The sequence below is a fragment of the Oryzobacter telluris genome, from assembly GCF_043099285.1.
In the GTDB taxonomy this organism is placed as follows: Bacteria; Actinomycetota; Actinomycetes; order Actinomycetales; family Dermatophilaceae; genus Oryzobacter; species Oryzobacter telluris.
The window spans coordinates 3,890,876-3,915,897 of the sequence record NZ_CP170723.1 but is presented as its reverse complement, the minus strand read 5'-3'; the positions used below and the strand labels follow the sequence as shown (position 1 = coordinate 3,915,897).

Genomic DNA, 25,022 nt, shown 5'->3' with positions numbered 1-25,022 from the left:
CGACCCGAGGGAGGAACCGTGGTTGCCGTGACGTCCTCACCGTGGTGCGCCGACCCGGGGTGCACCCCGCGGATCCGCCTGTTCGGCACGTTCCGCCTGACGGTCGACGGCAGGGCCGTCGACACCCCGCTCGGCGTGCAGCGGCTGCTGGCCGTGCTCGCCCTGCGCGAGCGCGCGAGCCGCGCCCGGCTCGCCGGACTGCTCTGGCCCGAGGGCAGCCAGCGGCAGGCGATGACGAACCTGCGCAAGGCGTGCTGGCGGCTCCAGGGGGCGGTCCCGGGGCACCTCCTCGTGGTCGCGGCGGGGCACGACCTGCGACTCGTCCCGGAGGTGGCCTCCGACGTCGCCACGCTCGTGCGGGCGGTGCACGACCGCCTGGGTTCGGACGGGCCGTCGGCGCACTGGCCGCCGGATCCCGACGTCCTCGACGAGCTGGTCGACCCCGAGGCCGCCGACCTCCTCTCCGACTGGGACGACCCCTGGCTCGAGGCCGACCGCGAGCGGCTGCGCCAGCTGCGGCTGCACGTCCTCGAGGACTGGGCGGCCCGGCTCACCGACGCGGGCGACTACGTCCTCGCCCTCGAGGTGGCGCTGTGCGCGCTGCGGGCCGACGTCCTGCGCGAGAGCGCGCACCGCGCCGTCATCCGGGTGCACCGCGCCGAGGGGAACGTGCAGGAGGCGCGGCGCGCGTTCGCGGTCTGCACGGCCGTGCTCGACCGCGAGATCGGCATCGCGCCGTCACCCGCGACGGTGGCGCTCGTCCCCTGACGGTCAGCGGGTGGGGGTCAGCCGCACGGTGTCTCCCGGGCGCAGCTGGGCGGCCCGGTCGGCGGCCGCGGGGGTGAGGACGGCGACGACCGGGTAGCCGCCGGTGACCGGGTGGTCGGCGAGGAAGACGACGGGCTCGCCGCCCGGTGGGACCTGGACCGCGCCCCGGACGAGACCCTCGCTGGGCAGCTCGAGGTCCTGGTGGTCGTGGGTGCGCTGGACGAGGGAACCGCTGAGCCGCAGCCCGATCCGGTCGCTCTGGCCACCGACGGTCCACGTGCTGCCGAGCAGCCCGCCGAGGTCGCCCGCGTCGCCGCCCACCCAGGCGGCGCGTGGCCCGGGCAGGACCTCGAGCACCGTCGGGTCGGTCGATGGTGCGGGCCGGCGGGCCGCGTGGTCGACCGTGGGGAACGTCGGGCCGGCCACGCCGACGGGGAGGACGTCGCCCGCGCGGACCGGTGCCGGCCCCAGGCCCGAGAGGGTGTCGGAGGAGCGCGACCCGAGCACCGGCGTGACGGCGATGCCGCCGCGGACCGTGAGGTACGTGCGCAGGCCGCGGGTGGGCGTCCCCAGCCGCAGGACCGACCCGTCGGGGAGGTCGACGAGCGCGGCGTGCGCCACGGGCCGGCCGTCGAGCGTGGCGGGCGCTGGGGCGCCGGTGAGCGCCACGGTCATCCGGCCCCGGGCCCGGACGGCGAGGCCGCCGAGGAGCACCTCGAGCGAGGCGAGCCCGGCGTCGTGCCCGACGAGGCGGGCGCCGAGCCGGTGGGCGCCGCGGTCGGCGGCCCCGGAGTGCGGGACGCCGACGGCCGCGTGACCGGGCCGGCCCTCGTCCTCGACGAGCACGAGCGGTCCGGTGGCGAGGACCTCCAGGGCCGGGCTCACGACGCGGCCTCCACGGCGACGAATCGCACGGTGCTCCCCGGTGCGAGCAGGGCGGGTGGGTCGCGGTCGGCGTCCCAGAGGACGACGTCGGTCGTCCCGAGGAGCTGCCAGCCACCGGGCGAGGCCCGCGGGTAGACCCCCGAGAACTCGCCGGCCAGGCCGACCGAGCCGGCCGGGACCGACGCGCGCGGGCTCGCGCGGCGGGGGACGACGAGACGGGGGTCGCCGCCCACGAGGTAGGCGAACCCGGGGGCGAAGCCGCCGAAGGCCACCCGCCACGGCGTGCCCGTGTGGGCGGCGACGACCTCGGCCCGGGTCAGCCCCGTGCGGGCGGCCACGTCGTCGAGGTCGGGCCCGTCGTACACCACCGGAACCTCGACCTCGTGCGACTTCGGTGCGGTTCCCGACCCGTCAGCTGGCCCGGAACCGTACCCAACCCGCACGGAGTCGCAGAGGGCGAGGACCGACGCCCTCAGGGCCGCGAGGTCGGCGCCCTCCGTCGTCGCGAGGAGGACGGTGCGGGCGGCCGGCACGACGTCGGTGACCGACGACCACGGCCCCGCCCCCTCGGCGGCGGCGGCCCGCAGCGCCGACGCGAGGACGAGCACGGCCTCGAGGTCGGCGACCTCCAGCAGCAGCCCACCCGCGCCCACCGGCAGCACCTCGACGGTGAGGCCGGACCCGGCGTCGCCCGACGTGCTCACGACCCGGAAGCGACGAACGGCTCGATGACGACGCCCGCCGCCTCGAGCGCCGAGCGCACCGCAGCGGCGATGGCCACGGCCCCCGGCGTGTCGCCGTGGGTGCACACCGAGCGCGCCGCGACCTGGACGACCGAGCCGTCGACGGCCACGACGGTGCCCTCGGTGACGAGGCGCACGACCCGTGCCGCGACCTCCTCGGGGTCGTGGAGGACGGCTCCGGGCGACGAGCGCGGCACGAGGTGACCGTCGGGGGCGTAGCCGCGGTCGGCGAACGCCTCGGCCACCGTGGGGACGCCCGCCTCGGCGGCCACCCGCAGGAGGACCGAGCCCGGCAGGCCCAGGACAGGCAGGGTCGCGTCGTACGCGACCACGGCCTCGACGACCGCCCGGGCCTGGCCCTCGTCGACCGCGGCGGTCGTGTAGAGCGCGCCGTGCGGCTTGACGTAGGCCACGCGGGTGCTGGCCACGCGGCACATCGCCTCCAGCGCCCCCAGCTGGTAGAGCACGTCGGCGGTGAGGTCGGCCGGGGCGATGTCGATGCGGCGCCGGCCGAAGCCGGCGAGGTCGCGGTAGCCCACCTGGGCGCCGACGACGACCCCCCGTGCCGCGGCGGCCGCCACGGTGCGCCGGATGGTCGTGGCGTCCCCGGCGTGGAAGCCGCAGGCGACGTTCGCGCTCGTCACGACCCCGAGCATCGCGTCGTCGTCGCCGAGCACCCAGGTGCCGAACGACTCGCCGAGGTCGGCGTTGAGGTCGATCCGCGGGGTCATGCCCGGAACGCTAGTGCTCCGCCGCGGCGCGTGCGGGAGGCCGGGACGACGCACGACCGCCGCCCGGAATCCGGACGGCGGTCGTGGAGTGCGTCCCTACGGGACGCGAGGTGGCGCGATGCTCAGCCGATGACCGAGATGTTCGCGGCCTGCGGGCCCTTCGGGCCCTGCTGGGTCTCGTACTCGACCTTGGCGTTCTCGTCGAGCGAGCGGTAGCCGTTCGAGTTGATGGCCGAGTAGTGGGCGAAGACGTCGGCGGAGCCGTCGTCGGGGGCGATGAAGCCGAAGCCCTTCTCGGCGTTGAACCACTTCACGGTGCCAGTAGCCATGTTGGCCTTCTTTCTGAGGATGTGGGCCGCCATGAGTTCGGCGGCCGACACGTTGGTGATGCCTGGTACGTACCTCTGCTCAGAAAGCGCCTCTCGTCCCGGCGGGACGATCCTGCAACCACTGCACAACGGAAAGCTCAACAACTGCGTACCACCCTAGCGGGACTTGGGCCGATCCAGCACATCGAGGGTGAACGGCGCCGTCGGGCCCCGGTCCTAGGCTGGGGCCATGGACGACACCGCCGGCTCCCGGGCCACCCCGGACCGGCACCCCCTGGCCGACGCGAAGTACGCCGAGCTCACCACCTACCGCCGCTCCGGGGTCGGCGTCGCCACCCCCGTGTGGATCGCCGCCGACGAGTCCGACCCGAGCCGCCTCGTCGTCATCAGCGTCGACCGCACGGGCAAGGTCAAGCGCCTCGCGCACACCGACCGGGTCGAGCTGCGGCCCTGCTCGATGCGCGGCCAGGTCGAGCCCGGTGCCCCGACCTACCGCGGCACCGGCGTGGTCGTGCGTGATGCCGAGGGTGTCGCCGCCGTGCGCCGGGCGGTCGTCGCCAAGTACGGCCTCCCCGCGCGCTTCGCGAACATCGCCGCCGCAGCGGGCCGGCTCGTCGGCCGCGACCAGGCGCCACGGGCCGGCATCGTCATCGACGCCGAGCGCACGCCCGCCACCCCCGCGGCCTAGACACTCTGGCAGCGGCCCCGGGCGGGCGTTAGCGTGAGGCGATGAGCCTGCTGCGGACCGACCGGTCCTGGCGCGCGGAGGTCCGCCGCCGGGTGCCCGTGCGACGGCTGCCGCAGACCCCCGCCGCCGAGCTGAGGGGCACCTGGCGCGACGCGAAGCCGGCCCGGATCGACGCCGCCGTCGCCGCAGCACAGCTCCGGCCCACCCACGGCTGGCTCGTGGCCGCCGCGTCCACCGAGCTCGTGGCCGGCCGCACCCTGCTGCGCACCGTCTCGGGCCGCGAGGTGGTGATGTGGCGCGACGCCGACGGCTCGGCCCTCGCCGGCCCAGGCGCCTGTCCGCACCTCGGCGCCCCGCTGGCCGGGTGCGACGTCGTCGACGGCACGGTCCTGTGCCGCTGGCACGGGATGCCGCTCGGCCGCGACTCCGACCCGCCCTGGGCCACCTACGCCGCCCACGACGACGGCGTCCTCGTGTGGGTGCGGGTCGGACGGGTCGAGGAGGGCGTCGGGCCCACCGACCGCCCGGTCGTCGCCGCCCGGCCGGACGCCGAGGGCGCCATCGCCTCGGTCATCTCGCTGCGCGCCGTGTGCGAGCCGCGCGACATCGTCGCCAACCGGCTCGACCCCTGGCACGGGGCCTGGCTGCACCCCTACGCGTTCAGCGACCTCGCCGTCGACGACCTCGCCTCGACCCCCGACCGCCTCGTCCTCGACGTCGCCTACCGGCTGGGGCGCACCTTCGCCGTGCCGGTGCGGGCCGAGTTCACCTGCCCCGACTCGCACACGGTGGTCATGACGATCACCGGCGGCGAGGGCGTCGGCAGCGTCGTCGAGACCCACGCCACCCCGCTCACCGCACCGGGCGCCCACCCCGCGGTCACCGTGATGACCGAGGCGGTCGTGGCGACGTCGGACCGTCTCGGGTTCCGGGTGGCGCGCTCGCTCGCCCCGCTCGTGCGGGTGGGGATGCGCTCGTCGGCGACGCAGCTGTGGGCCGACGACCTCGAGTACGCGGCGCGGCTCTACGCGCTGCGCCGGGCCGCCGTCGACCGGTAGGCCCGGATGCCGCGGCGGGCCACCCGCGGGACCGCACCGAACCGCGACCGGGTCGGCACCGACCACACGCCGTGGCCGGGCAGGCCCCAGCCGGCGAGCAGGCGGTCGGCCGCGAGCCAGCCGGTGGTGGCGGCCCGCTCCATCAGGGCGACGGGCAGGTCGCACCGCACCGTGTCGCCGGCGAGGACGAGGCGCGGGTCGGGCGTGACGACTCCTGGCCGCCACGCCCACGGCTCGAGGCCGACGAGGGCGCAGTCGCGCTCGACGAGCCACTCGTCGTGCACGATGTCGAAGGATGCGGTCTCGGGGTAGATGCGGTGCAGCTCGGCGAGCATCCGGTCGCGCAGCGCGGGCTCGTCGGTGCCGTCGGGCAGGGCGTAGGCGTGCAGCTCGACCACCGAACCGTGCTGTGCCGCAGCCCAGTTCGTCGCGTGGTCCTCGAACTGTTCGAGCACCGAGACGTTGTCGACCGGCCCGTACCCGCTGGTCCCCAGGAAGGGCGGCCGCTCGGGGGCGACCGGACCGGAGAGCCAGAGCCGCCACACCGCGAAGGCCGGCGCCGAGCGCACGGCCGCGACGCTCCCGCGCCACGCGGCACCCGCGGCGCTGTCGCCGCCGAGCCCGGGTGAGGAGGCGACGAGGCCGCGCAGCCCCACCGGGTCGAGCGCGACGACGACGGCGTCGGCCTCGACCCATTCCTGGTCCTCGCCGCCCGGGGGGCCGTGGAGCACGGCCAGGCGCCCGCCCCGCTCGGTGACCGCCCGGGCCTCGCGGCCGGTGCGGACCGCGACCCCGAGGCCGTGGAGGTGGCGGCCCAGCGGCGCCCAGAGGATGGCGTCGTAGTCGTCGCGGGGGACGTCGAAGAGCAGGCCCTCGGCGCTCCCGACGAAGTACAGGTGGAACATCGCGACGAGCTCGGCGCCGGAGAACTCGCGCGGGTCGGCGAAGAAGCTGCGGGCGAAGACCTCGAGCGCGAGGTGGCGGGCGCCCTCGGGGAAGCGGAGCCGGTCGAGCACCTCGGCCGCGCTCACGCCGTCCAGCTCGACGAAGGTGTCGGGGAAGTCGACGTCGAGCAGGCCCAGCGCGGCCTCGACGTCGACCGCGGCGAGGGCGCGCAGGTCGAAGCTCGGGCTGCGGGCCACGAAGGTGGCGAGGTTCCACGGCGGGGTCCGCGGGATGCCGGCGAACGAGTCGGTCCCACCGCCCGCGCGGACCAGGGGGTAGTCGTCGAGGGGGCGGAGGCGCTCGAGGGTGGGGTCGGTGCGGCGCAGCACGGCGCGCAGGTTGTAGTACTGCCGGAAGAACGCGTGGAAGCCACGGCTCATCGCGCCGGTCGTCCCGTCCGGGAGCGTCACCGGCCACGACCGCACCCGCCCGCCGAGCCGACCGTCGCGCTCGAGGACGGTGACCCGCACGCCGCGCTCGGCCAGCCCGAGGGCGGCGGTGAGGCCCGCGATGCCGCCCCCCACGACGACGACGTGGCGCTCACCGGCGGTGGTGGGCGGACCGGCGGCAGGCGCGGGCGGCGGGTGGAACTCGGCGCGCGCGTCGTTCCCGGGCCGCCAGCGTGGCCGGCGCAGCGGGCTCACGAGGGCCGCGACCCGACGACGGTGTGGACCACGCCGTCCTGCCAGCCCGGGTACGAGCGGTGCCGGACGTCGACCAGCCCCACGCCCTGCAGCCGGTCGCAGACCTGCGCCACCGAGTCGAAGTCACGCACGCTCGTGTAGAGGTAGCGGTGCAGCGGCACGTCGGACCGCTTCACGACCGCCAGCGGGATGATGACGCCGTGGCAGACCGCGGCCCAGACCGCCCGCGCCCGAAGGGAGCCGGCCACGGAGTAGTCGTGGAGGACGAAGGCCCCACCCGGCCGCAGCACCCGGGCCACCTCGCGCACGAGGCGCTGGCGGTCGGGGACGTTGCGCAGCAGGTACGCGCCCAGCACGCCGTCGACGGACTCGTCGGGCAGCGACTCCAGGTGCTCCACGGCATCGGCGACGACGAGGTCGACCGTGGTCGGCCAGGCCTTGGCGCGCGCCTGGCCGACCATGCCCTCCGAGGCGTCGACGCCAGTGGCCCGCAGGTCGGCGGCCCGGCGCCCGTCGGCCGTCCACGCGTCGAGGACGGCCCGGGTGCTGGCGCCCGACCCGCAGCCGAGGTCGAGGACGGTCACCCCGTGGTCGGCGCCCGTGGGCAGCCGCATGACGAGCGCCTCGGCGGCCGTCCGGAGCTGGTCGTGGTAGCCCGGCGACAGGGCGACCATCGCGTCGTAGGTGGGGGCGGCGCGGTCGAAGGCGTCGGCCAGCACCCACCCGCCGTCGCGCGCGTGCCCGCTCATGCCGCCTCCTCCGTGCGTCGCCCGTACCGGACCCAGAGCAACAGGGTCAGCCCGATCATGCTGAACCCGAAGAGGTAGTCCTCCACGGGGATGTCCCACGGCACCCGGACGCCGGTGATCTGGCCGGCGTCGTAGATGACGATGGGCGCCGACAGCTTGGTCAGCCACCCGTCGACGAGGACGTGGAAGGCGTAGACGATGACCATGGCCAGCCAGAACTGCCGCCGGCGGAACAGGCCCGTCCGGAACCAGAAGCGCTCGAGCGCCAGGGTGGCCACGACCGACAGCACGGCGAGCACGGTGTACTCAGGCATCGTCGCCCGCCTCCGTGCGCCGACGGCCCAGCACGGTGCCGACCGACTCGTAGGTGAGCAGCGCGCACACCGGAACGACGAGGAAGAAGACGAGCTCCTCGAGCGGGATGTCGAGCGGCAGCAGGAGGCCCGTGGTGTACCGGTCGCTGTAGGTCCAGTGCCCGCGGACGATGCCGAGGACGTCCCACGCGAGGAAGACCACGAGCATCGGCGCGAGGGCGAACAGCAGGCGGCGCGGCCGGCGGTAGACCCGCGCCCGGAAGACGAACTCGAGCGGCAGCGTGATGGCGACGCACCCGGCCATGAGGAGGAGGTACTGGTAGCGGTCCACGTCAGACCGCCTCAGCGCCGGCGCCGAGCGTGGCCGCGGGCGGGAGCTCGTCGCGGGGGGCCGCGGGCCACGAGCGCGGGTCCGGTCCGAGCGCCGCGAGCAGCGGCACCTGCTCGCGCGCCCACGGCGACACCGTGGTCCGGCCACCGAGGACGCCCGCGCTGAACTCGTCCCAGGGGACCCAGGCGGTGGCGTCGACCTCCTCCGGGTCGGGGGCGGTCCCGTCGTCGTCGACGAACCCGACGAAGACCGGGCACACCTCGTGCTCGACGAGCCCGTTCATCACCGCGCGGTACCGGAACCGGGGGAGGACGAGGCGCAGCGTGCCGACCTCGACGCCGAGCTCGCTGCGGGCCCGGCGGCGGACGGCGTCGGCGAGGTCCTCGCCCGGCTTCGGGTGCCCGCACACGGTGTTGGTGACGACGCCGGGGAAGCTCGGCTTGCTCGCCGCGCGCGTGGTGACGAGGAGGCGGCCGTCGGGGTCGACGACGTAGCAGGAGAAGGCGAGGTGCAGCGGGGTGTCGTCGTGGTGGACCGTCGACTTGGAGGCGGTGCCGACCCGCGCCCCGTCGGCGTCGACGAGGACGACCTCGTCGTCGGACACCCAGGCCCCGGCGTGCGGGTCCCGGGCCGCGCGGTCGGCCCGCACGAGCGCCATCGGCTCGCGCGCCGCGACCATCCGGGCGGCGACGAGCGCCTTGACCGCGGTGGGAACCCGTGCACGGGTGGCGAACACGTCGTGGTCGGCGGCCTCGATCCGCTCGAGGATGCGGGCGTACAGCACCCGGGCGGTGGCGACGCACTTCCGCGAGCGCAGGGGCAAGGCCGGGAGGCCGACGTCGGCCTCGCGGTAGAGGCGCCGGTTGCGCTCGATCTCGAAGGCCATGAGCGCCCGCCACTCGGGGGTGCTGCGGCGCAGCGACGGGTCGGCGCCGAACCGCCGCAGGTCCTCCTGGGGGAGGTAGACGCGGCCGCGGTCGAGGTCCTCGCCGACGTCGCGCAGGAAGTTGGTGAGCTGGAAGGCGAGGCCGAGCGAGCGGGCGGCCGCCGCGGCCTCCGACCGGGGCCCGAGGACGGGCAGCATCATCTCGCCGATCACGGCGGCGCTGCCGTCCATGTAGGCGAGCAGGTCGGCCCAGGTCTCGTAGGTGCGCACCGTGAGGTCGGCGCGCATCGACGCGAAGAAGCGGTGGAAGCACTCCTCGTCGATGCCGCGCTCGTGCACGGTCGTGACGACGGCGGCCGTGACCGGGTCGTCGGACCACCCCGCGTGCAGGTCGGCGAAGAAGCGCCGCTCGAAGGCGTCGAGCGCGGCCGCGGCGGCGGGGCCCGGCTCGGGGCCGGCCTCGTCGACCAGGTCGTCGGCCAGCCGGGCCAGCGCGTAGACGGCGTGGACGTGGCGGCGGGCGTCCTCGGGGAGCAGCCGGGCGCCCCACCAGTAGGTGGTGCCGTGCTCCCTGGTGAGGGCGGCGCAACGGGCGTAGCCCTCGGCGACGACGTCGGGACGCGAGGTGGTCGTCATCGAGCCACCGCCCGGGCGCGGGGGCGCGCGACCCCGGCGTACTCCTGGACCCGCTCGGCCGCGAGGCGTCCGCTGACGAGCACCATGGGGATGCCGACCCCGGGCGTCGTGCCCGAGCCGGCGAACACCAGGCCCGGGACGCGGCGGTCGACGTTGGCCGGCCGGAACGGCCCGGACTGGCCGAAGGTGTGGGCGAGCGCGAAGGGGGTGCCGAGGTGCAGCCCCTGCGCGGCCCAGTCGTCGGGGGTGACGAGGAGCTCCTCGCGCACGTCGGTGGGGTAGTCGCCGGCCTCGAGGAACGCGTGCAGCCGCTCGCGCATCGGCCCGGCCTCGCGCCGCCAGTCGAGCCCGTGGCCGGTGTGCGGGACGGGCTCGAGGACGTAGAGCGCGGTGGAGCCGTCCGGGGCGGCGGTGGGGTCGGTGACGGTGGGGACCGTGACGAGGCGGGACGGGTCGGGCATGAGGCGGCCCTGGTCGATGATCGCCTCGAACGCGCCGTCCCAGTCGGCCCCGAAGTGGATGTTGTGGTGGCGCACGTGCGCGGCCGGCGTGCCCGAGGCGCCGACGTGCCAGACGACGGCCGACGGGGAGTAGGCGCCGCGGCGCACGGTGCGCGGGGCGGGGACGCCCGGGAGGAGGCGGTCGTAGGCGACGGGGAGGTCGACCGTGCAGACGACGGCGTCGGCGGCGAGGCGCTCGCCGTCCGCCGTCGCCACGCCGGCGACCGCGCCGTCGGAGCGCCGGAGCACCTCGGTGACCTCGACCCCGAGGTGGACCGGCACGCCGGCGTCGGTGAGGGCGCGCGCCATCCCCACCGGCACGGCGTGCATCCCGCCGCGCGGGTAGTACACGCCGCGCACGGTGTCCATGTAGGTGATGACGGCCAGGACGGCCCGGGCCTTCGCCGGGGCGATGCCGGCGTAGAGCGCCTGGAAGCTGAAGATGCGGGTGAGCCGCTCGTCGGTGAAGAACCGGTCGACGGTGGGGCCGAGGGCGCCGAGCCCGCCGAGGCGCAGGAGTCGGGCGGCTGTTGCGGGGTGGCGCACGAGGTCGAGCGGCGACCCGTAGTTGTGGTCGACGAAGGTGTCGAACTCGACGTCGTGCAGCTCCTCGAGCCAGGCGAGGAAGCGGTCGAGGCCGCGGGCGTCCTCCTCGCCGACCTTCGTGCGGACCTCCTCGCGCAGGTCGGCCATGTCCGCCCGGATGTGCAGCTCGGAGCCGTCGGCGTAGACGGCGCGGTACGCGGGGTCGAGGCGCGTCATCGGGACGAGCGACTCGGGGTCGCCGCCGACCGCCCGGATGGGGGCGTGGAGCAGGTCGGGCATGGTCATGACGACCGGGCCGGGGTCGAGGCGGAAGTCGCCGAGGTGCAGGGTGCCGGCGCGCCCGCCCACGACGTCCTCGCGCTCGAGGACGGTGACGTCGTGGCCGTCGGCGGTGAGGTGGCAGGCGGCGGCCAGGCCGGACAGCCCGGCGCCGACGACGACGACCCTCACGCGGACCCCACGACGGTCCTCGGTCCGGCCGTCACGCCGAGCGCCAGGCGATCGACTCGACGAGTGCCCGCAGGGCCGCTGCGGCCTCGTCGTCGGCGGCGAGGTCGGGGAGGCGGTCGAGGGCGCGGCCGGCGGTGTCGGCGATGGCGGCCTCGGCCCGGTCGCGGACACCCGCGGCCTGCATCGCGTCGGCGAGGGCGTCGACACCGGCGTCGTCGAGGGTGCCGTCGTCGCAGGCGGCCAGGAGGGGGCGGGCGCCGTCGGGGAGCAGCTCGCCGGCCCAGACGAGGAGGGCGGTGGGCTTACCGGAGCGGAGGTCGTCGCCGGCGGGCTTGCCGGTCTGCTCGGGGTCGCCCCAGATGCCGAGCACGTCGTCGCGCAGGGCGAAGGCGTCACCGACGAGGTCGCCCCACGTGATGAGGCGGCGCACGAGGTCGGCGTCGGCCCCGGCCACGAGGGCGCCGAGCTGGAGGGGGCGCGAGATCGTGTAGCGGCCGCTCTTGAAGCGGGCGATGCGGCGGGAGGTGGCCAGGTCGCGGCGCCGGTCGGCGGTGTGGGTGACGTCGAGGAGCTGGCCCTCGACGAGCTCGACGGCCATGAGCCGCCAGGCCGCGCGGACCTCCGTGGACGTGGGCGCGACGAGGAGGCTGGCCTCGCTCAGCGCCAGGTCGCTGACGAGGACGGCCACGCTGTCGCCGAACAGCTCGGGGTCGCCGACGCCGCCTCCGGTGCGGTGCCGGTCGGTGGCGGTGACGTGGAGGGTGGGCAGGCCACGCCGGGAGTCCGAGCGGTCCATGACGTCGTCCTGGACGAGGGCGAAGAGCTGGAGCAGCTCGAGGGCGGCGGCGACGCGGGTGAGGTCGGCGTGGGTGTGCTCGGGGGCCCCGGCGAGGACCCAGCCCCAGTGGGCCAGGAGCGGGCGCAGCCGCTTGCCGTGGTGGCGCGAGCGGTCGGCGAGCTCGCCGGTGAGGTCGACGGCCAGCGGACCGGGCTCGGCCTCGCGGCGGTCGGCCGGGTCGCCGTCGGAGGCCGCGCGGGTCAGGGCGGCCGTGAGCCCGGCGAGGGTCTCCTCGAGCAGGGCGTCGGCGCGGTCGATGGTCACCTGCGGCGAGGTGGGGCGGTAGCGCGCGACGGGGTCGGCGTGGGTGGCCTCCGCACTCATCGTTCCCACCGCCTCGGGCTCGGTGACCCGGTCCCGACCGGACCGGCTCCGTGGTCGTCAGCCTAGACAGCCGTGGAAGGGGGGCGCGCGCACCCTAGACAGCAGGGGCCGGGCGGCGGCCTCCCGCCGGGTCGTCCGCGGCGGCGACCTAGGGTCGACCCGTGGCAGGTCACCCGGTGCTGGTCCTCTTCCCGCACCAGCTGTTCGAGGCGCTGCTCGACTCCCCGCCGGGCACCCGGTTCGTCCTCGTCGAGGACGACCTGTTGTTCCGCCACCAGCCCTTCCACGCGCAGAAGCTCGTCCTCCACCGCGCTGCGGGGCGGCACTTCGTCGACCGGCTGCGCGAGGCGGGCTTCGCGGTCGAGGTCGTGGAGACCGACGCGCGGCGGTCGTCATCGGAACGGCTGGCCGAGGTGGTGCGCGACCTGTCACCGGGGTCCGTGCGGCTGGTCGACCCCGTCGACGACTGGATGCTGCGCGACGTGCGGGCCGCGCTGGCGTCGGCGGGGGTGGACCTGCGGCCGGAGGACGTCGAGGAGTCGCCGGGCTTCCTCACCACGCGGGGAGAGCTGGTCGGGTGGTTCGGCGAGCACCGGGCGCGGATGCAGACCTTCTACCAGTGGCAGCGGCGGCGGCTCGGCGTCCTCCTCGACGGGGACCAGCCGGTGGGCGGCCGGTGGTCGTTCGACACCGAGAACCGCAAGAAGCTGCCCAAGGGGCACCCGGTGCCCGACCGCCGGGCTCCCGAACGGACCGGGCACGTCGAGGACGCCATCGCCTGGGTGGGCGAGGCGTTCGCGGACGCGCCAGGGTCGGCGGAGTCGTTCGCGTGGCCGGTGACCCACGAGCAGGCGCGGGAAGGGTTGCGGGAGTTCGTGTCCGAGCGGCTCGAGGAGTTCGGGCCGTACGAGGACGCCGTGGCGACGGCGCACCCGTTCGTCTTCCACGCGGCCATCACCCCGGCCCTGAACTGCGGCCTCCTGACGCCCCACCAGGTGCTGGAGGCGGTGCTCGCCCACGCCGACGAGCACGACGTGCCGATCGAGTCGCTCGAGGGGTTCGTGCGCCAGCTCATCGGGTGGCGCGAGTACATGCGGGCGACCTACCACCTCTACGGGCGCCGGATGCGCAGCTCGAACCACCTGCGGCACACCAGGTCCCTCGCGCCGGGGTGGTGGGACGGGACGACGGGGCTCGAGCCGGTCGACCACGTGGTGCGCGGCGCCCTCGAGCGGGGGTACGCCCACCACATCGAGCGGCTCATGGTGCTGGGGAACGCGATGTGCCTGCTGCGCACCGACCCGGTCGAGGTCCACGAGTGGTTCATGGCGATGTTCGTCGACGCCTACGACTGGGTCATGGTGCCCAACGTCCACGCGATGTCGCAGTTCGCCGCCGGGACGGGGATCACGACCAAGCCGTACGTGTCGGGCAGCAACTACCTCAAGAAGATGACCGACGTCGGGCCGGGCGAGTGGCGCGACGACTGGGACGCCCTCTACTGGCGCTTCGTCGACGACCACCGCGAGGTGTTCGAGGGCAACCCGCGCTCGCGGATGGCGACGCGCACGTGGGACGCGATGGACGGTTCGCGGCGTGCGGACCTGCTCGACCGGGGCGGCCGCGTCATCGACCGGCTGTGAGTGCGGACCCGACCTTCGACACCGTCGACGACGACCCGGGGCGCAGGCGTGACGGGGGCGGGGCGGGGTACGGGACCGGTGGGGCGGCCACCGCCGCAGCCACGAACCCGACAGGGAGGACCTGAGATGTCGCACCACGAGAACGGCGCCGAGCACGTCCACGACCTCGTCAAGGACCAGCGCACCGCCATGCTGACCACCGTCCACGACGCGTCCGGCACGCTGGCGAGCCGCCCCATGGCCTGCCAGCGGGCGGACCCCGACGGCACCCTGTGGTTCCTCGCGTTCGCCGACTCGGAGAAGACCGAGGAGATCCGGCGCAGCCCCCAGGTGAACGTCGCCTTCACCGAGGAGGGGACGTGGGTCTCGGTGACCGGGCGGGCGTCGGTGCTGCAGGACCCGGCGCGGGCCCGCGAGCGGTGGAACCCCTTCGCCGAGGCGTGGTTCCAGGGCGAGCCGGAGGACGAGCGCGTCGTCGTCATCCGGGTCGACGGCGACAGCGCCGAGTACTGGGACAGCCGGGGGAGGGTCGGCACGCTCGTCGGCGTCCTCAAGGCGAAGGTCACCGGGGACCAGCCCGACGAGGGCGAGAACGAGACCGTCGCGCTCTGAGGCCCGGGGTCCGGTCAGGCCCGGACGGGGCCGTCCCAGGACCAGCGGTGCACGGCCAGGCCGTCGGGGATGGCGTCGGCGGTGTCGGGGTGCGCGGCCATCCGGTCGGTGCCGTCGGCGAAGTAGTCGTGGAGGGTGGCGCGCAGCGGGTCGTCCGTGATGCCGACGTCGGTGAGGGCCTGGTCGAAGCAGGCGACCGCGGCCTCGTCGAGGCTGCGGTGCGGTCCGTTGCAGGCGTGCAGGCGCAGGACGTGGCTCTCGTCGGCCATCGTGGCGGAGTAGGTCGGGGGCCCGCCGAGCGCCTCGCCCCAGTAGGCGGCGAGGCGCTCGAGGTGCTGCGGGTGGTTGCCGTGCTCGAACGGGTGGGCGGCCTCGGGGTCGGCCAGGCACCGGGCGTGCCAGGCGTGGGCGAGGGCGAGCATCCCCGCCTCGCCCCCCGCCGCGTCGTAGACCGTCCCCGTCGGCTCAGCGCCCATCCGGCGATCGTCCTCCCGTCCGAACGCCCCGGCAAGGCCGGCCGCCGAGGATCAGCGGCCGGCGGCGCCGGGGACGCGGACGTCGACGTGGACGAGCCGGTGGTCGCTGGGGAACATGCCCGTCGTCAGCCGCGACAGCGGGTCGGAGGTCGGCTTCCAGAACACGGCGGAGCGCAGGATGCGCAGGTCGACGCTCGGTAGCACGTAGTCGGCGCGCAGGTTGCCCGGCGGCTCGGAGAAGTCGGCGGTGTCCTGCGCCGAGGGGCTGCGGTGCGTGAGGTTGACGCCGCCCTGGAGCAGGCTCGCCTCGACCGCGCCGTCGCTCGTGGGGGTGCGGGTGGTGTTGACCCGCGGCTGGTCCAGGAGCTGGTCGGTGGCGCCGGGGACCGAGTCGCCGTCGAGCGGGTCGGAGTTCTGGTCGCCGGCGATGACGAAGCTCGAGCCGGGACGCAGGCCGCCGCGCACGCCCGCGTCATCCGTGATCCACGACGAGGCCCTCGGGCTGCCGATGTAGTCGGCCCAGAGCCGGATCTCGTCGTGGTTGCGCGTGCCGTTGCGGTCCTCGGGGCCGTCGAAGACCGGGGGCGTGGGGTGGCTGACGAGGAAGTGCACGGTGCGCGCGCCGACCTCGACCGGGACGTCCCAGTGCGACTTGCTCGACAGGCGGACCTGGGTGAGCTCGCCGGGCGAGAACCAGTCGGCGGGGGCCGGGGTGGCCGGGTCGTCGGGGAGCATCGCGCCGGGCATGTCGGCCCACAGCAGGTGCTGGAAGGTGCGCACGGCGGCGGTGTCGATCGGGTACTTGGAGAAGACCGCCATCCCGTACTGGCCGGGGTAGAAGCCGAAGCCCCATGCGTCGTTGGGGCCGCCGACCGAGCCGTTGTTGTCGAGGTCGAGGCCGCTCGGGACGCCGGTGTTGACCGGTGCGGTGAAGGCGTAGGGGTAGCCGACCGGGCTCGCGCCGTTCTGGCTGCGCTCGAGGTAGTTCTCGCGGAAGAGGTCGAGGGCCACGCCGCCCTCCACGTAGTCGAACTCGTTGACGAGGAGCAGGTCGGGGTCGGTGCGCTGGATCGTCTCGGCGACGGCCCTGGCCTGGGCGTTGTCGGGGGTCGACAGGTCGGCGACGAGCTGGCCGGCGGCGCTGCGGTTCAGGCTGGCGTTGAAGGTGGCGACGCGCAGGTCACGGTCGGGTGCGCCGGCGGTGACCGCGGCGGTCGGGGCGGCGGAGGACGTGGAGGCGGCGGCCACCGTGGCGGCGGCGAGGGCGGTGGCGGTGAGGGTGGCCGCGACGGCCCGGCGACGGGGGGAGGGACTCGACATGCGCCCGACCGTAGGCGGCGCGAGGGGCCCGTGGGGCGAACGGTGCACGGCGATCGGGTGACCCGTCGGTGGCGCGCGGAGGGCGGGTCGCGGCCCCGCGCCGTCATCTGTTCCCTCTGTCGGCGGTCCGGCGTAGCGTCCGCAAGGACCCCACGAGAAGGAGCACGACGATGGCCAACACGCTCAACCCGTACCTCAACTTCCCGGGTACGGCCCGCGACGCGATGAGCTTCTACCAGGGCGTCCTCGGCGGCGACCTGACGATGAACACCTTCGGCGAGTACGGCTCCGACGGTCCCGGGGCCGACGGCATCATGCACGCCCAGCTCACCACCCCCGACGGCTTCACGATCATGGCCTCCGACATGCCGCCGGGCCAGGAGGACTCCCACAGCCCCGGCAACAACATCACCGTCTCGCTCAGCGGCGACGGCGAGTCGCTGCGCGGCTACTGGGAGGGCCTGTCCGACGGCGCCACCGTCAAGATGCCGCTCGAGAAGCAGATGTGGGGCGACGAGTTCGGGGCGCTCGTCGACAAGTTCGGCATCCCGTGGATGGTCAACATCGCCGGAGAGGGCAACGCCGGCTGACGAGCCGCTCGGGCGGTCGCCGCGTCCTCATACCGCGGCGGCCGCCTCGAGCCCGTCGAGCGCCTCACCGGTGCGCACCGCGAGGCGCTGCAGGTGGGGGATGCCGTCGCGGTCGCCGACGAACCCCACGTCGAGCATGCCCGCGTACGAGTTCGCGGTGATGTTCAGCGCCATTGAGTGCCCCGGGATCGAGACGGGGTAGGTGGCCTCGAGCCGGGCACCGCGCCAGTACAGGTGCTCGGTCGGGCCGGGGACGTTGGAGATGCAGACGTTGAGGGTGAGGGGGAGGGGCAGCGGCACGGGCAGGCCGCTCATCGCGCGCAGCACCTGCAGTCCCGCGGGGGCGAGGAGCAGGGCGCTGTAGGCGACCACGGCATCGGCGGTCATCCCGCGCATCCGGGCCTTCGCGGCGCGGGCCGACGCGGTGATCGCCGCGAGCCGGGCGAGGGGGTCCTCGATGTCGGTGGCCAGCGAGACCAGGGTCGCGCCCACGAGGTTGCCGCCACCCTGGCTGTCCTTGGGGCGGACGTTCACCGGGATGAAGCCGATGAGGGGACGCTCGGGCAGGGCGTCGAGGCCGGTGAGGAAGTCGCGCAGCCCACCGGCGCACACGGCCATGAGGACGTCGTTGAGGGTCGAGCCGCGGGCCTTGCCGATGGCGCGCAGCCGGTCGACCTCGAGCTGCTGGGTGGCGAACCGCCGGGCCCTTCCGACCCGGCCGTTGAGGATGGAGGGCGGCGCCTGGTACGAGGTCACGGCCTTGGTGCCCGCGGGCTGCCCGCGCCGCAGCTGCGTGTCGAGCAGGGCCCGCCCCACCGACGGCGCCGAGCCCAGCGACGTGCCGAGCCCGCTGAGCACCGAGGTCACGTCGGCGACGGGGTCCGGGCGGGTGCCGGGCCGGCGGGTGCGGCGGCTGCTGAGGAAGAACGGGTGGTCGCGGTCGTCGGGATCGGTCGTGAGGCCACGCTGGAGGATCCGCATGCCCGTGAAGCCGTCGACCAGCGCGTGGTGGATCTTCACGTACGCGGCGAAGCGGCCGCCCTCGAGGCCCTCGACGAAGGTGATCTCCCACGGTGGCCGGCGCAGGTCGAGCGGGTTGGAGTGCATCCGCGACACGAGGATGCCGAGCTCGCGCTCGCCGGCCGGGCTCGGGAGGCCGAGGTGGCGCACGTGGTAGTCGAGGTCGAACTCGTCGTCCTCGACCCAGCGGTGCACCGGCTGGCGGCGCACCCCGACGGTCTGGAGCCGCATCGTCCACGGCGGTTCCACGGTGGCCGCACGCAGGTCGGTCACGAGCCGGCGCAGGTAGGTGTCCTCCTCGCCGGGCGGGTACGTGAACTGGAGCAGGGCGCCCACGTGCATCGGCATCTCGGGCGTCTCGGCCATGAGGAAGAACGCGTCGAGCGGCGAGGCCCAGGCGGTACGGGCCACGGAGGTCAGCCTGCCCGGCCGCGGTGGCGTTCGCCATGGGGTTCGAGGCGCTCGGCCGGGAGCGTCCGGGCGACCGGCCGGACGTACGGCGACCACGCGCCCTCCGGCTGGGCGAGGCGGTCGGCGACGACGCGCAGCGTCTCCAGCTCGTGCCCGTACCCGAGGTGGCTGGCCGTGACCTCGACGTTCTCGGTGCGGTCGGCCGGCTCGGACACGCAGCACTCCCACGCGACGATGCCGTCGTGGCGGCTGTAGACGCAGGTCGTGGGGACGGGCAGCGGGGCGGCGCGGGCGGCCCGGGCCTCCTCGGTGAACAGGGCGGCGGTGTGCTCGCCGCGGTTGAGCCAGCGGTAGACGCCCCACGCGCGGGTCGACTCCGGGTGGCCGCGGAACGGGCTGCCCAGGGTGATGACCGAGCGCGTGTAGTGCGGGTGCGTGCGCGCCATCTCGCGGGCGTAGATGCCGCCGGCGCTCCAGCCGATGAGGCTGACCCGGCGCCCGTAGCGGTCGTGGACCTCGAGCAGCAGGTCCTCGAGCGACTGCGACAGGCCGGGGCTCACGCCGAGGTTGCGGCCCTGGCGCCAGTCGTGGGTGCGGTAGCCCAGGCGGCGCAGGTGGGCGCGCAGGAAGAGCGTGGACTCCGGGCCGGCGAGGAAGCCCGGCAGCACGATGACGGGGTGGCCGTCGCCCTGGGGCCACTCGTGCAGGTCGCGGGTGCGGACCGCCGCCTGAGCCAGCTCGAGCGCGCTGCGCCACTCGCGCCCCGCCATCCGTGCCGTGGGCGCGAGGACGCCGTCGGCAGCAGGGAGGTCGAGGGGCCCGGGCATCGCGCACGCTCCTTCGTCCGGGCGCCGCGGGGCCCTCATCCGGGTCGCGACGCTGCGAGGTGGGACAGGTTTTCGCAGTGTGGCAGACCGCAACCCCGGTCGGGACCCTTGGGTGCGCCGGGTCGAGGTGGAACCCGACCGTGTGGGGGTCGGCTTTCACCTCGACCGGATGGGGTGCGCCTGCCGTCGCGGTCGGCGCACGCCTACCGTGGGGGGATGGCGACCCGCACCGAACGCGACACGATGGGGCCCGTCGAGGTCCCGGCCGACCGCTACTGGGGCGCCCAGACCCAGCGCAGCCTCGAGCACTTCGACATCGGACGCGACACCTTCGTGTGGGGACGGCCGGTCATCCGGGGCCTGGGGCTGCTGAAGAAGGCCGCCGCCCTCGCCAACGCCGAGCTCGGCCTGCTCCCCGAGGACGTGGCGCGGGCCGTCGTGCAGGCCGCCGACGAGGTGGCCCGCGGCGACCTCGACGACCACTTCCCGCTCGTTGTCTTCCAGACCGGCTCGGGCACCCAGAGCAACATGAACGCCAACGAGGTCATCGCCAACCGCGCGGTGGAGGTGCTCGGGGGCGTGCTCGGCAGCAAGGACCCCGTCCACCCCAACGACCACGTCAACCGCAGCCAGTCGAGCAACGACACCTTTCCCACGGCCGTCCACGTGGCCGTCGTCCTCGAGCTGGCCGAGCGGCTGCACCCCGCGGTCGACGCCCTGACCGCCGCGCTGGACGCCAAGGCCGACGAGCTCGGCGACGTCGTCAAGGTCGGCCGCACCCACCTCCAGGACGCCACCCCGGTGACCCTGGGCCAGGAGATCGGCGCGTGGGCCGCGCAGGTCAGGGACGCGCAGGCTGACGTCCGGTACGCCGGCGAGAAGGCGCGCGCCCTCGCCATCGGGGGAACGGCTGTCGGTACGGGCCTCAACGCACCGGCCGCGTTCGGGCCGCTCGTCGCCCGCCACCTCGCGCAGGAGACGGGGCAGGAGTTCCACCAGGCCGAGAACCTCTTCGTCCAGCTCGCCTCCCACGACGCGCTCGTCGCCGTCTCCTCGGCCCTGCGCACCCTCGGGGGCGCCCTGATGAAGCTCGCCAACGACGTCCGCTGGCTCGCCTCGGGCCCGCGCACCGGCATCGGCGAGCTGCGGATCCCCGAGAACGAGCCCGGCTCCTCGATCATGCCGGGCAAGGTCAACCCGACGCAGTCCGAGGCGATGACGATGGTCGTCACCCGCGTCTTCGGCAACGACGCCACCGTCGGGTTCGCCGGCAGCCAGGGCAACTTCCAGCTCAACGTCTTCACGCCGGTGATGACGCACGCGGTGCTCGAGTCGGTCCGGCTGCTGTCCGACGCCTGCCGGTCGTTCACGCAGCACTGCGTCGTCGGGCTCGAGGCCGACCACGACCGCATCGCCGCGCACCTCGACGCCGACCTCATGCTCGTCACCGCGCTCGCGCCCCACATCGGCTACGACGCCGCGGCCGCCATCGCGAAGCAGGCCCACCGCGACGGCTCCACCCTGCGCGAGGCCTCCCTCGCCTCGGGCCACGTCACCGCCGAGGACTACGACCGCTGGGTCGACCCGACGGCCATGACCCACCCCGACTGACCGGCCCGGCAACACCGACTTCGTGCGACTTCGGTGCGGTTTCTCCGCCCCGAGCCGCGAGAAACCGCACCCAAGTCGCACGAAGTCGGCAGGGGCGGCGGGGAGGCGAGCCCGCGAACCGGGCCCCCAGACCTCGACTGATTGCGCTGTACCGACGTCCTGGGGGCGCCTGAGCGTTGGCAGAGCGCAATCAGACGCGGAACACCGGCGGGGCGGGGTGGGTCGAGGCGCGTGGAGTCAGCCGGCGGCGCGGAGGTGGTCCTGCGCGGCCGTGGCCGACACGTCCGAGTGCGACAGGACATTGACGACGTTCCCGCCCGAGTCGCGCAGGAAGAACCGGCGCACGCCCCACGGCTCGTCGGTGAGCGGGTGCACGATCTCCAGCCCGAGGTCGAGGGCCCGCTCGTGCGCGAGGTCGACGTCCTCGACGTCGAGGGAGAGGTCGGGGTTGCACGCCGCCGTGGCGTCCTCGTGCATCACCGAGATCTGCGGCCCCTCGACGCTGCCGAGCGTGGCGACCCAGCCGAGGTCCATGACGACCTCGAGGCCCAGGACGTCGCGGAACACCGAGACGGCCCGGGGGACGTCAGGCACCGAGAGCACCGGTACCGCACGGTTGAGGTCCACCCGGACACCCCACACCCTCTCGGCCCGGATCGCAACCCGTGGATCCTGTGGATTCGCCGGACGGTCAGGGTTCGAGCAGGGCGCGAAGGTCGTCGGCGGTCAGCGCCGAGGACAGCGCGGCGCCGTCGTCGACGACCCGGGTGAACAGGTCGCGCTTGCGCTGCTGCAGGGCGACGACCTTCTCCTCGATGGTGTCGTGCGAGACCAGCCGGTAGACGTTGACCGGGCGGGTCTGGCCGATGCGGTGGGTGCGGTCGACGGCCTGCGCCTCGGCGGCGGGGTTCCACCAGGGGTCGAGGACGAACACGTAGTCGGCCTCGGTGAGGGTGAGGCCGAAGCCACCCGCCTTGAGCGAGATGAGGAAGACCGGCGCCTCGCCCTCGCGGAAGGCCTTGATGACGTCGCCGCGGTTGCGGGTGGAGCCGTCGAGGTACTCGTAGGCGATCCCCTCGGCCTCGAACCGCTCGCGCACGAGCCGCAGGAAGCCGGTGAACTGGCTGAACACCAGCGCCCGGTGACCCTCCTCGGCCAGTTCGCCCACCTGCTCGACGAGGGTCTCGATCTTCGCCGAGGTGGCGAGCCCCGCGTAGGCCTCGTCGACGAGCGAGGGGTCGAGCGACATCTGGCGCAGCACGGTGAGCCCGCGCAGGATGGCGATCCGGTTTCCCTGGACGTCGTCGATGAGCCCGAGGAGGCGCTGCCGCTCGCGCTGCAGGTGCCGGTCGTAGACCGCCCGGTGCCGCGGGTGCAGCGCGACCGAGAGGACCTGCTCCTGCTTGGGCGGCAGCTCGGTGGCCACGGCCTCCTTGGTGCGCCGCAGCATCAGCGGCTTGATGCGGCGACGCAGCCCGGCGAGGCGCTCGGCGTCACCGTCGCGCTCGATCGGGTTGGCCCACTGCTCGCGGAACAGCGCCGGGCGAGGGTGCAGCCCCGGCGCGACGATGGACAGCAGCGACCACAGGTCCATGAGGGAGTTCTCGAGCGGCGTGCCCGTGATGGCGAACTTGGCGCGCGCCGACAGCCGCCGCACCGCCTGGTAGGTCTTGGCCTGGTGGTTCTTGACGAACTGCGCCTCGTCGAGGACGACCGCGCCCCACGGCCGCGACCGCCACGCCGCCTCGTCGATGCGCGCCACCGCGTACGAGGTGATGACGAGCTGTGCGCCCTCGATGGTGTCGGACAACGACATCCGCGCCTTGGCCCGGGTGCGGTCGACGACCACGGTCTTCAGCGCCGGGGCGAACCGCTCGGCCTCGCCGGCCCACGTGGACAGCACCGAGGTCGGCGCCACGACGAGCACGGGATCGGTGAGCTCGCCGCGCTCGTGCGCCCGCAGCACCATCGCGAGCATCTGGAGCGTCTTGCCCAGGCCCATGTCGTCGGCGAGCACGCCGCCCAGGCCGCGGTCCCAGAGCAGCGAGAGCCAGCGGAAGCCGTCGACCTGGTAGGGCCGCAGGGTGGCCTCGAGCCCGGCCGGCACCTCGGGCGGGTCGCCGTCGGCGGTGTCGAGGAGCGCCGACACCGACCGGGTCCACTTCTCGCTCTGCTGCTCGACGACGCCGAGCGCCGCGAGCTCCTCCCACAGCCCGACGTGCACGGCCGAGATCCGCAGCGGGTCGGAGGGCTTGTCCTGCAGCGAACGCGCCTCCTCGACCAGCGCCCGCAGCGCCTCGAGCTCGGGACGGTCGAGGGTGAACCACGTGCCGGAGTCGAGGATCAGCTGCTCGTGCCCGCGCGCCAGCGCCTCGATGAGCGGGGCGAGCGGCACGTCCTCCTCGCCGACCGTGACGGCGATGCCGAGGTCGAACCAGTCGGTGGCCGAGACCGAGGAGCCACCGGAGTCGGTGGCGGACACCTGGATGAGCGGCGCCTCCACCGCCTCGCTGTAGTCGGGCTCGTCGCCGGTGACCTCGATCTCGAGGTCGGGGAGCTCGCGCAGGGCGGGCAGGACGTCGGTGGTGAAGTCGACGGTGCGGATGCCGTGGAGGGTGAGCTCGGGGACGAGGCGCCGCGAGCGCGCGACGACCTGCCACAGCGGCGCGAAGGAGTCGACGGCCGACGCGTCGTGCAGTCGGTCGACGAGGGCGCGCTCGGCGGCGCGGTCGCGCATCGGGTCGGGGTCCTCGTGGGCGAGCGGCGCCAGCACGCCCCCCGACGCGCTGCCGTACCGGAACCCCCAGGTCAGCGACACCCGGTGGCCCGGCTCGTACCGCAGCGCGAGCGCCAGCCGGGGCGGCACGGCCTCGGGGAGGTCGAGGGCGCCGTCGGCACTGCGCACCCGGGCCTTGCGGCGCAGCGCCGGCAGGTGGGTGACGGTGAACCGCGCCCAGTCGTCCTCGGGGACCTCGACGACACCGAGGTCGAGGAGGCGCTGCCGGGTGCCGTCGAGGGGTTCGGCGAGCGCGCCGAGGACGAGCACGCCGTCGTCGCGCAGCCAGAACCCGGTGGCGGGCGAACCGACGAGGTGGGTGGCGCCGACGCCCCCCGGGAGGTCGAGGTGCGGGTGCAGCTCGGCACCCTCGGAGGTGCGCACGACGTCGACCACGAGCTCGGCGGGGTCGGGGACGAAGGCGACGTGGCCGCCGCCCTGGAGGTCGGTGAGGAGGCGGACGCCGGCGCGGTCGGTGGCCCGCAGCAGCGAGACCCAGGCGGGGCCGAGGTGGTCGAGGAGGATGGCGTCGGGCATCCGGCCGTAGCCGAAGGCGCGCACCGACCGGCGGTGGGCGTCGGCGAGCGCGGTGAGGGCGTCGCGGTGCTCGTCGGTGAAGCTGACCCGCCCGAAGCCGTAGTAGCCGCCGGCGAAGGACTCCCACGAGACGCCGGTGCGGATCCAGCCGCCGCGCACGCCCGGCACGACGGGGCGGATGCGCAGCTGGGGCCGCGCGTCACCGCGCGCCCGCCCGGGGGCCGACGCCTCCTCGATGAGGACGCCCACCGGCGTGTGCTCGGTCTCGACGTCGGGGTCGTCGAGGAGGCCGCCCAGCGCGCGCTCCCACGTGGGGCGGGGCGGGGCCGACGGGCGCCCGGCGGCGCGGTCGAGGACGGGCTGGCGCTCGCGGACCGCGGCCGTGACCGCCACCGCGTGCTTGCAGTCGCCCGAGACCGGGCACGAGCAGGTGCTGTCCCAGCGGGTGACGTCGAGGCGGCCGGCCGCGGGCGTGGCCACGGGGGTGAGGGAGACGCGCGTCGTGTAGGTCTGGCCGTTGTTGCCGCCGACCCACCCCCAGGCCTCGCGACCGTCGTCGGAGACCTCGAGGTCGACGACCTGCCCACGCTTGGCGTACGCGAGGCCGCGGGCGACGGTGACGGTGCCGCAGACCTCGTCGAGCTCGCGGTTCGTGAGGTCGGCGAGGCGGTCGACGGTGAACACGCGACCCACCACACGACCTCCCACCGCAGGAACGCGGACCCCGCCCTGTCGGGATCCTGAACCACCCACCGTAAGCCCGGCGACCGACATCCGTGGAACCGTCGTCCACAGGTGGGCGCCCCCCCCGCGAGGTCGAGAGGAGGCAACACG

At 74.8% G+C, this 25,022-nt stretch carries 24 protein-coding genes; 7 read left to right on the top strand and 17 right to left on the bottom strand.

Features of this window, described 5'->3' with window-relative positions:
• Window positions 1–27 precede the first annotated feature (27 nt).
• Window positions 28–768, top strand: a complete 741-nt coding sequence (locus ACFLFB_RS18310) for a BTAD domain-containing putative transcriptional regulator (RefSeq protein ID WP_392543602.1) — start codon at window positions 28–30, stop codon at window positions 766–768.
• Between the two features lie 3 nt (window positions 769–771).
• On the opposite strand, the gene ACFLFB_RS18305 is transcribed toward ACFLFB_RS18310, so the two are convergent.
• From ACFLFB_RS18305 to ACFLFB_RS18290, 4 genes are all read right to left on the bottom strand, one after another.
• On the bottom strand, window positions 772–1,653 hold the full coding sequence (locus tag ACFLFB_RS18305; RefSeq protein WP_392543601.1) for a biotin-dependent carboxyltransferase family protein: 882 nt from the start codon (window positions 1,651–1,653) through the stop codon (window positions 772–774).
• Window positions 1,650–2,357, bottom strand: a complete 708-nt coding sequence (locus tag ACFLFB_RS18300; RefSeq protein ID WP_392543600.1) for an allophanate hydrolase subunit 1 — start codon at window positions 2,355–2,357, stop codon at window positions 1,650–1,652. Before ACFLFB_RS18300 ends, ACFLFB_RS18305 begins: the two co-directional genes overlap by 4 nt.
• The gene (locus ACFLFB_RS18295) at window positions 2,354–3,127 is read right to left on the bottom strand and encodes a LamB/YcsF family protein (RefSeq protein WP_392543599.1); all 774 of its coding nucleotides are present in this window, start codon (window positions 3,125–3,127) and stop codon (window positions 2,354–2,356) included. Before ACFLFB_RS18295 ends, ACFLFB_RS18300 begins: the two co-directional genes overlap by 4 nt.
• A 122-nt stretch (window positions 3,128–3,249) precedes the next feature.
• Window positions 3,250–3,456: a cold-shock protein gene (locus ACFLFB_RS18290; RefSeq protein WP_377639596.1), complete on the bottom strand. Its 207-nt coding sequence runs from the start codon at window positions 3,454–3,456 to the stop codon at window positions 3,250–3,252.
• A 229-nt stretch (window positions 3,457–3,685) separates the two neighbouring features.
• On the opposite strand from ACFLFB_RS18290, the gene ACFLFB_RS18285 reads away from it, so the two are divergent.
• Window positions 3,686–4,144 (top strand): PPOX class F420-dependent oxidoreductase, encoded by a 459-nt coding sequence (locus ACFLFB_RS18285; protein ID WP_392543598.1) that lies wholly within the window; start codon window positions 3,686–3,688, stop codon window positions 4,142–4,144.
• Window positions 4,145–4,185: 41 nt separating this feature from the next.
• Complete coding sequence (locus tag ACFLFB_RS18280; RefSeq protein WP_392543597.1) at window positions 4,186–5,202, top strand: DUF5914 domain-containing protein; 1,017 nt, start codon at window positions 4,186–4,188, stop codon at window positions 5,200–5,202.
• On the opposite strand, the gene ACFLFB_RS18275 is transcribed toward ACFLFB_RS18280, so the two are convergent.
• Genes ACFLFB_RS18275 through ACFLFB_RS18245 form a run of 7 tightly spaced genes read right to left on the bottom strand, consistent with a single transcriptional unit; the run spans window position 5,169 to window position 12,365 of the window.
• A complete protein-coding gene (locus ACFLFB_RS18275; protein WP_392543596.1) occupies window positions 5,169–6,791 on the bottom strand; it encodes an FAD-dependent oxidoreductase in 1,623 nt (540 codons plus the stop codon). The genes ACFLFB_RS18280 and ACFLFB_RS18275 overlap by 34 nt on opposite strands.
• Entirely contained in the window at window positions 6,788–7,540 is a 753-nt protein-coding gene (locus ACFLFB_RS18270) for a class I SAM-dependent methyltransferase (protein WP_392543595.1), read from the bottom strand. The genes ACFLFB_RS18275 and ACFLFB_RS18270 overlap by 4 nt, the downstream gene beginning before the upstream one ends.
• Complete coding sequence (locus ACFLFB_RS18265) at window positions 7,537–7,854, bottom strand: lycopene cyclase domain-containing protein (RefSeq protein ID WP_392543594.1); 318 nt, start codon at window positions 7,852–7,854, stop codon at window positions 7,537–7,539. Before ACFLFB_RS18265 ends, ACFLFB_RS18270 begins: the two co-directional genes overlap by 4 nt.
• The gene (locus ACFLFB_RS18260) at window positions 7,847–8,185 is read right to left on the bottom strand and encodes a lycopene cyclase domain-containing protein (protein WP_392543593.1); all 339 of its coding nucleotides are present in this window, start codon (window positions 8,183–8,185) and stop codon (window positions 7,847–7,849) included. Before ACFLFB_RS18260 ends, ACFLFB_RS18265 begins: the two co-directional genes overlap by 8 nt.
• A gap of 1 nt (window position 8,186) precedes the next feature.
• Entirely contained in the window at window positions 8,187–9,707 is a 1,521-nt protein-coding gene (idi, locus tag ACFLFB_RS18255; protein ID WP_392543592.1) for an isopentenyl-diphosphate Delta-isomerase, read from the bottom strand.
• On the bottom strand, window positions 9,704–11,203 hold the full coding sequence (gene crtI, locus ACFLFB_RS18250; RefSeq protein WP_392543591.1) for a phytoene desaturase family protein: 1,500 nt from the start codon (window positions 11,201–11,203) through the stop codon (window positions 9,704–9,706). The genes idi and crtI overlap by 4 nt, the downstream gene beginning before the upstream one ends.
• A gap of 31 nt (window positions 11,204–11,234) precedes the next feature.
• The gene (locus ACFLFB_RS18245) at window positions 11,235–12,365 is read right to left on the bottom strand and encodes a polyprenyl synthetase family protein (RefSeq protein WP_392543590.1); all 1,131 of its coding nucleotides are present in this window, start codon (window positions 12,363–12,365) and stop codon (window positions 11,235–11,237) included.
• Window positions 12,366–12,526: 161 nt separating this feature from the next.
• Between ACFLFB_RS18245 and ACFLFB_RS18240 the strand changes: the two genes are divergently transcribed.
• Window positions 12,527–14,008: a cryptochrome/photolyase family protein gene (locus ACFLFB_RS18240; protein ID WP_392543589.1), complete on the top strand. Its 1,482-nt coding sequence runs from the start codon at window positions 12,527–12,529 to the stop codon at window positions 14,006–14,008.
• Between the two features lie 126 nt (window positions 14,009–14,134).
• Window positions 14,135–14,620, top strand: coding sequence for a pyridoxamine 5'-phosphate oxidase family protein (locus ACFLFB_RS18235; protein ID WP_392543588.1), 486 nt, complete (start codon window positions 14,135–14,137; stop codon window positions 14,618–14,620).
• Window positions 14,621–14,634: 14 nt separating this feature from the next.
• Here ACFLFB_RS18235 and ACFLFB_RS18230 read toward each other — a convergent pair whose 3' ends face one another.
• Together ACFLFB_RS18230 and ACFLFB_RS18225 are read right to left on the bottom strand one after the other, a co-directional pair.
• Window positions 14,635–15,096 carry an oxidoreductase gene (locus ACFLFB_RS18230; RefSeq protein WP_392543587.1) on the bottom strand — a complete coding sequence of 154 codons (462 nt, stop codon included), beginning with the start codon at window positions 15,094–15,096 and terminating at the stop codon, window positions 14,635–14,637.
• Window positions 15,097–15,147: 51 nt separating this feature from the next.
• On the bottom strand, window positions 15,148–16,416 hold the full coding sequence (locus ACFLFB_RS18225; protein ID WP_392543586.1) for an endonuclease/exonuclease/phosphatase family protein: 1,269 nt from the start codon (window positions 16,414–16,416) through the stop codon (window positions 15,148–15,150).
• 170 nt (window positions 16,417–16,586) lie between these two features.
• Between ACFLFB_RS18225 and ACFLFB_RS18220 the strand changes: the two genes are divergently transcribed.
• Window positions 16,587–17,006, top strand: coding sequence for a VOC family protein (locus ACFLFB_RS18220; RefSeq protein ID WP_392543585.1), 420 nt, complete (start codon window positions 16,587–16,589; stop codon window positions 17,004–17,006).
• Window positions 17,007–17,033: 27 nt separating this feature from the next.
• On the opposite strand, the gene ACFLFB_RS18215 is transcribed toward ACFLFB_RS18220, so the two are convergent.
• Window positions 17,034–18,437, bottom strand: a complete 1,404-nt coding sequence (locus ACFLFB_RS18215) for a wax ester/triacylglycerol synthase family O-acyltransferase (protein WP_392543584.1) — start codon at window positions 18,435–18,437, stop codon at window positions 17,034–17,036.
• Window positions 18,438–18,442: 5 nt separating this feature from the next.
• Window positions 18,443–19,264: an esterase/lipase family protein gene (locus ACFLFB_RS18210; protein ID WP_392543583.1), complete on the bottom strand. Its 822-nt coding sequence runs from the start codon at window positions 19,262–19,264 to the stop codon at window positions 18,443–18,445.
• Window positions 19,265–19,480: 216 nt separating this feature from the next.
• Here ACFLFB_RS18210 and fumC point away from each other — a divergent pair, with 216 nt between their 5' ends.
• Entirely contained in the window at window positions 19,481–20,875 is a 1,395-nt protein-coding gene (gene fumC, locus ACFLFB_RS18205; protein WP_392543582.1) for a class II fumarate hydratase, read from the top strand.
• Between the two features lie 237 nt (window positions 20,876–21,112).
• On the opposite strand, the gene ACFLFB_RS18200 is transcribed toward fumC, so the two are convergent.
• On the bottom strand, window positions 21,113–21,502 hold the full coding sequence (locus ACFLFB_RS18200; protein ID WP_392543581.1) for a VOC family protein: 390 nt from the start codon (window positions 21,500–21,502) through the stop codon (window positions 21,113–21,115).
• Window positions 21,503–21,566: 64 nt separating this feature from the next.
• Window positions 21,567–24,872, bottom strand: a complete 3,306-nt coding sequence (locus ACFLFB_RS18195) for an SNF2-related protein (protein WP_392543580.1) — start codon at window positions 24,870–24,872, stop codon at window positions 21,567–21,569.
• Window positions 24,873–25,022: the final 150 nt, after the last annotated feature.

What these genes read in the sequence shown, in the direction of transcription:
- ACFLFB_RS18280 (WP_392543597.1), top strand. Translation starts at nt 4,186, where the DNA reads ATGAGCCTGCTGCGGACCGACCGGTCCTGGCGCGCGGAGGTCCGCCGC.
- ACFLFB_RS18245 (WP_392543590.1), bottom strand. Translation starts at nt 12,365, where the DNA reads ATGAGTGCGGAGGCCACCCACGCCGACCCCGTCGCGCGCTACCGCCCC.
- ACFLFB_RS18265 (WP_392543594.1), bottom strand. Translation starts at nt 7,854, where the DNA reads ATGCCTGAGTACACCGTGCTCGCCGTGCTGTCGGTCGTGGCCACCCTG.
- ACFLFB_RS18210 (WP_392543583.1), bottom strand. Translation starts at nt 19,264, where the DNA reads ATGCCCGGGCCCCTCGACCTCCCTGCTGCCGACGGCGTCCTCGCGCCC.
- idi (WP_392543592.1), bottom strand. Translation starts at nt 9,707, where the DNA reads ATGACGACCACCTCGCGTCCCGACGTCGTCGCCGAGGGCTACGCCCGT.
- ACFLFB_RS18295 (WP_392543599.1), bottom strand. Translation starts at nt 3,127, where the DNA reads ATGACCCCGCGGATCGACCTCAACGCCGACCTCGGCGAGTCGTTCGGC.
- ACFLFB_RS18230 (WP_392543587.1), bottom strand. Translation starts at nt 15,096, where the DNA reads ATGGGCGCTGAGCCGACGGGGACGGTCTACGACGCGGCGGGGGGCGAG.
- fumC (WP_392543582.1), top strand. Translation starts at nt 19,481, where the DNA reads ATGGCGACCCGCACCGAACGCGACACGATGGGGCCCGTCGAGGTCCCG.
- ACFLFB_RS18235 (WP_392543588.1), top strand. Translation starts at nt 14,135, where the DNA reads ATGTCGCACCACGAGAACGGCGCCGAGCACGTCCACGACCTCGTCAAG.
- ACFLFB_RS18225 (WP_392543586.1), bottom strand. Translation starts at nt 16,416, where the DNA reads ATGTCGAGTCCCTCCCCCCGTCGCCGGGCCGTCGCGGCCACCCTCACC.
- ACFLFB_RS18285 (WP_392543598.1), top strand. Translation starts at nt 3,686, where the DNA reads ATGGACGACACCGCCGGCTCCCGGGCCACCCCGGACCGGCACCCCCTG.
- ACFLFB_RS18290 (WP_377639596.1), bottom strand. Translation starts at nt 3,456, where the DNA reads ATGGCTACTGGCACCGTGAAGTGGTTCAACGCCGAGAAGGGCTTCGGC.
- ACFLFB_RS18220 (WP_392543585.1), top strand. Translation starts at nt 16,587, where the DNA reads ATGGCCAACACGCTCAACCCGTACCTCAACTTCCCGGGTACGGCCCGC.
- ACFLFB_RS18270 (WP_392543595.1), bottom strand. Translation starts at nt 7,540, where the DNA reads ATGAGCGGGCACGCGCGCGACGGCGGGTGGGTGCTGGCCGACGCCTTC.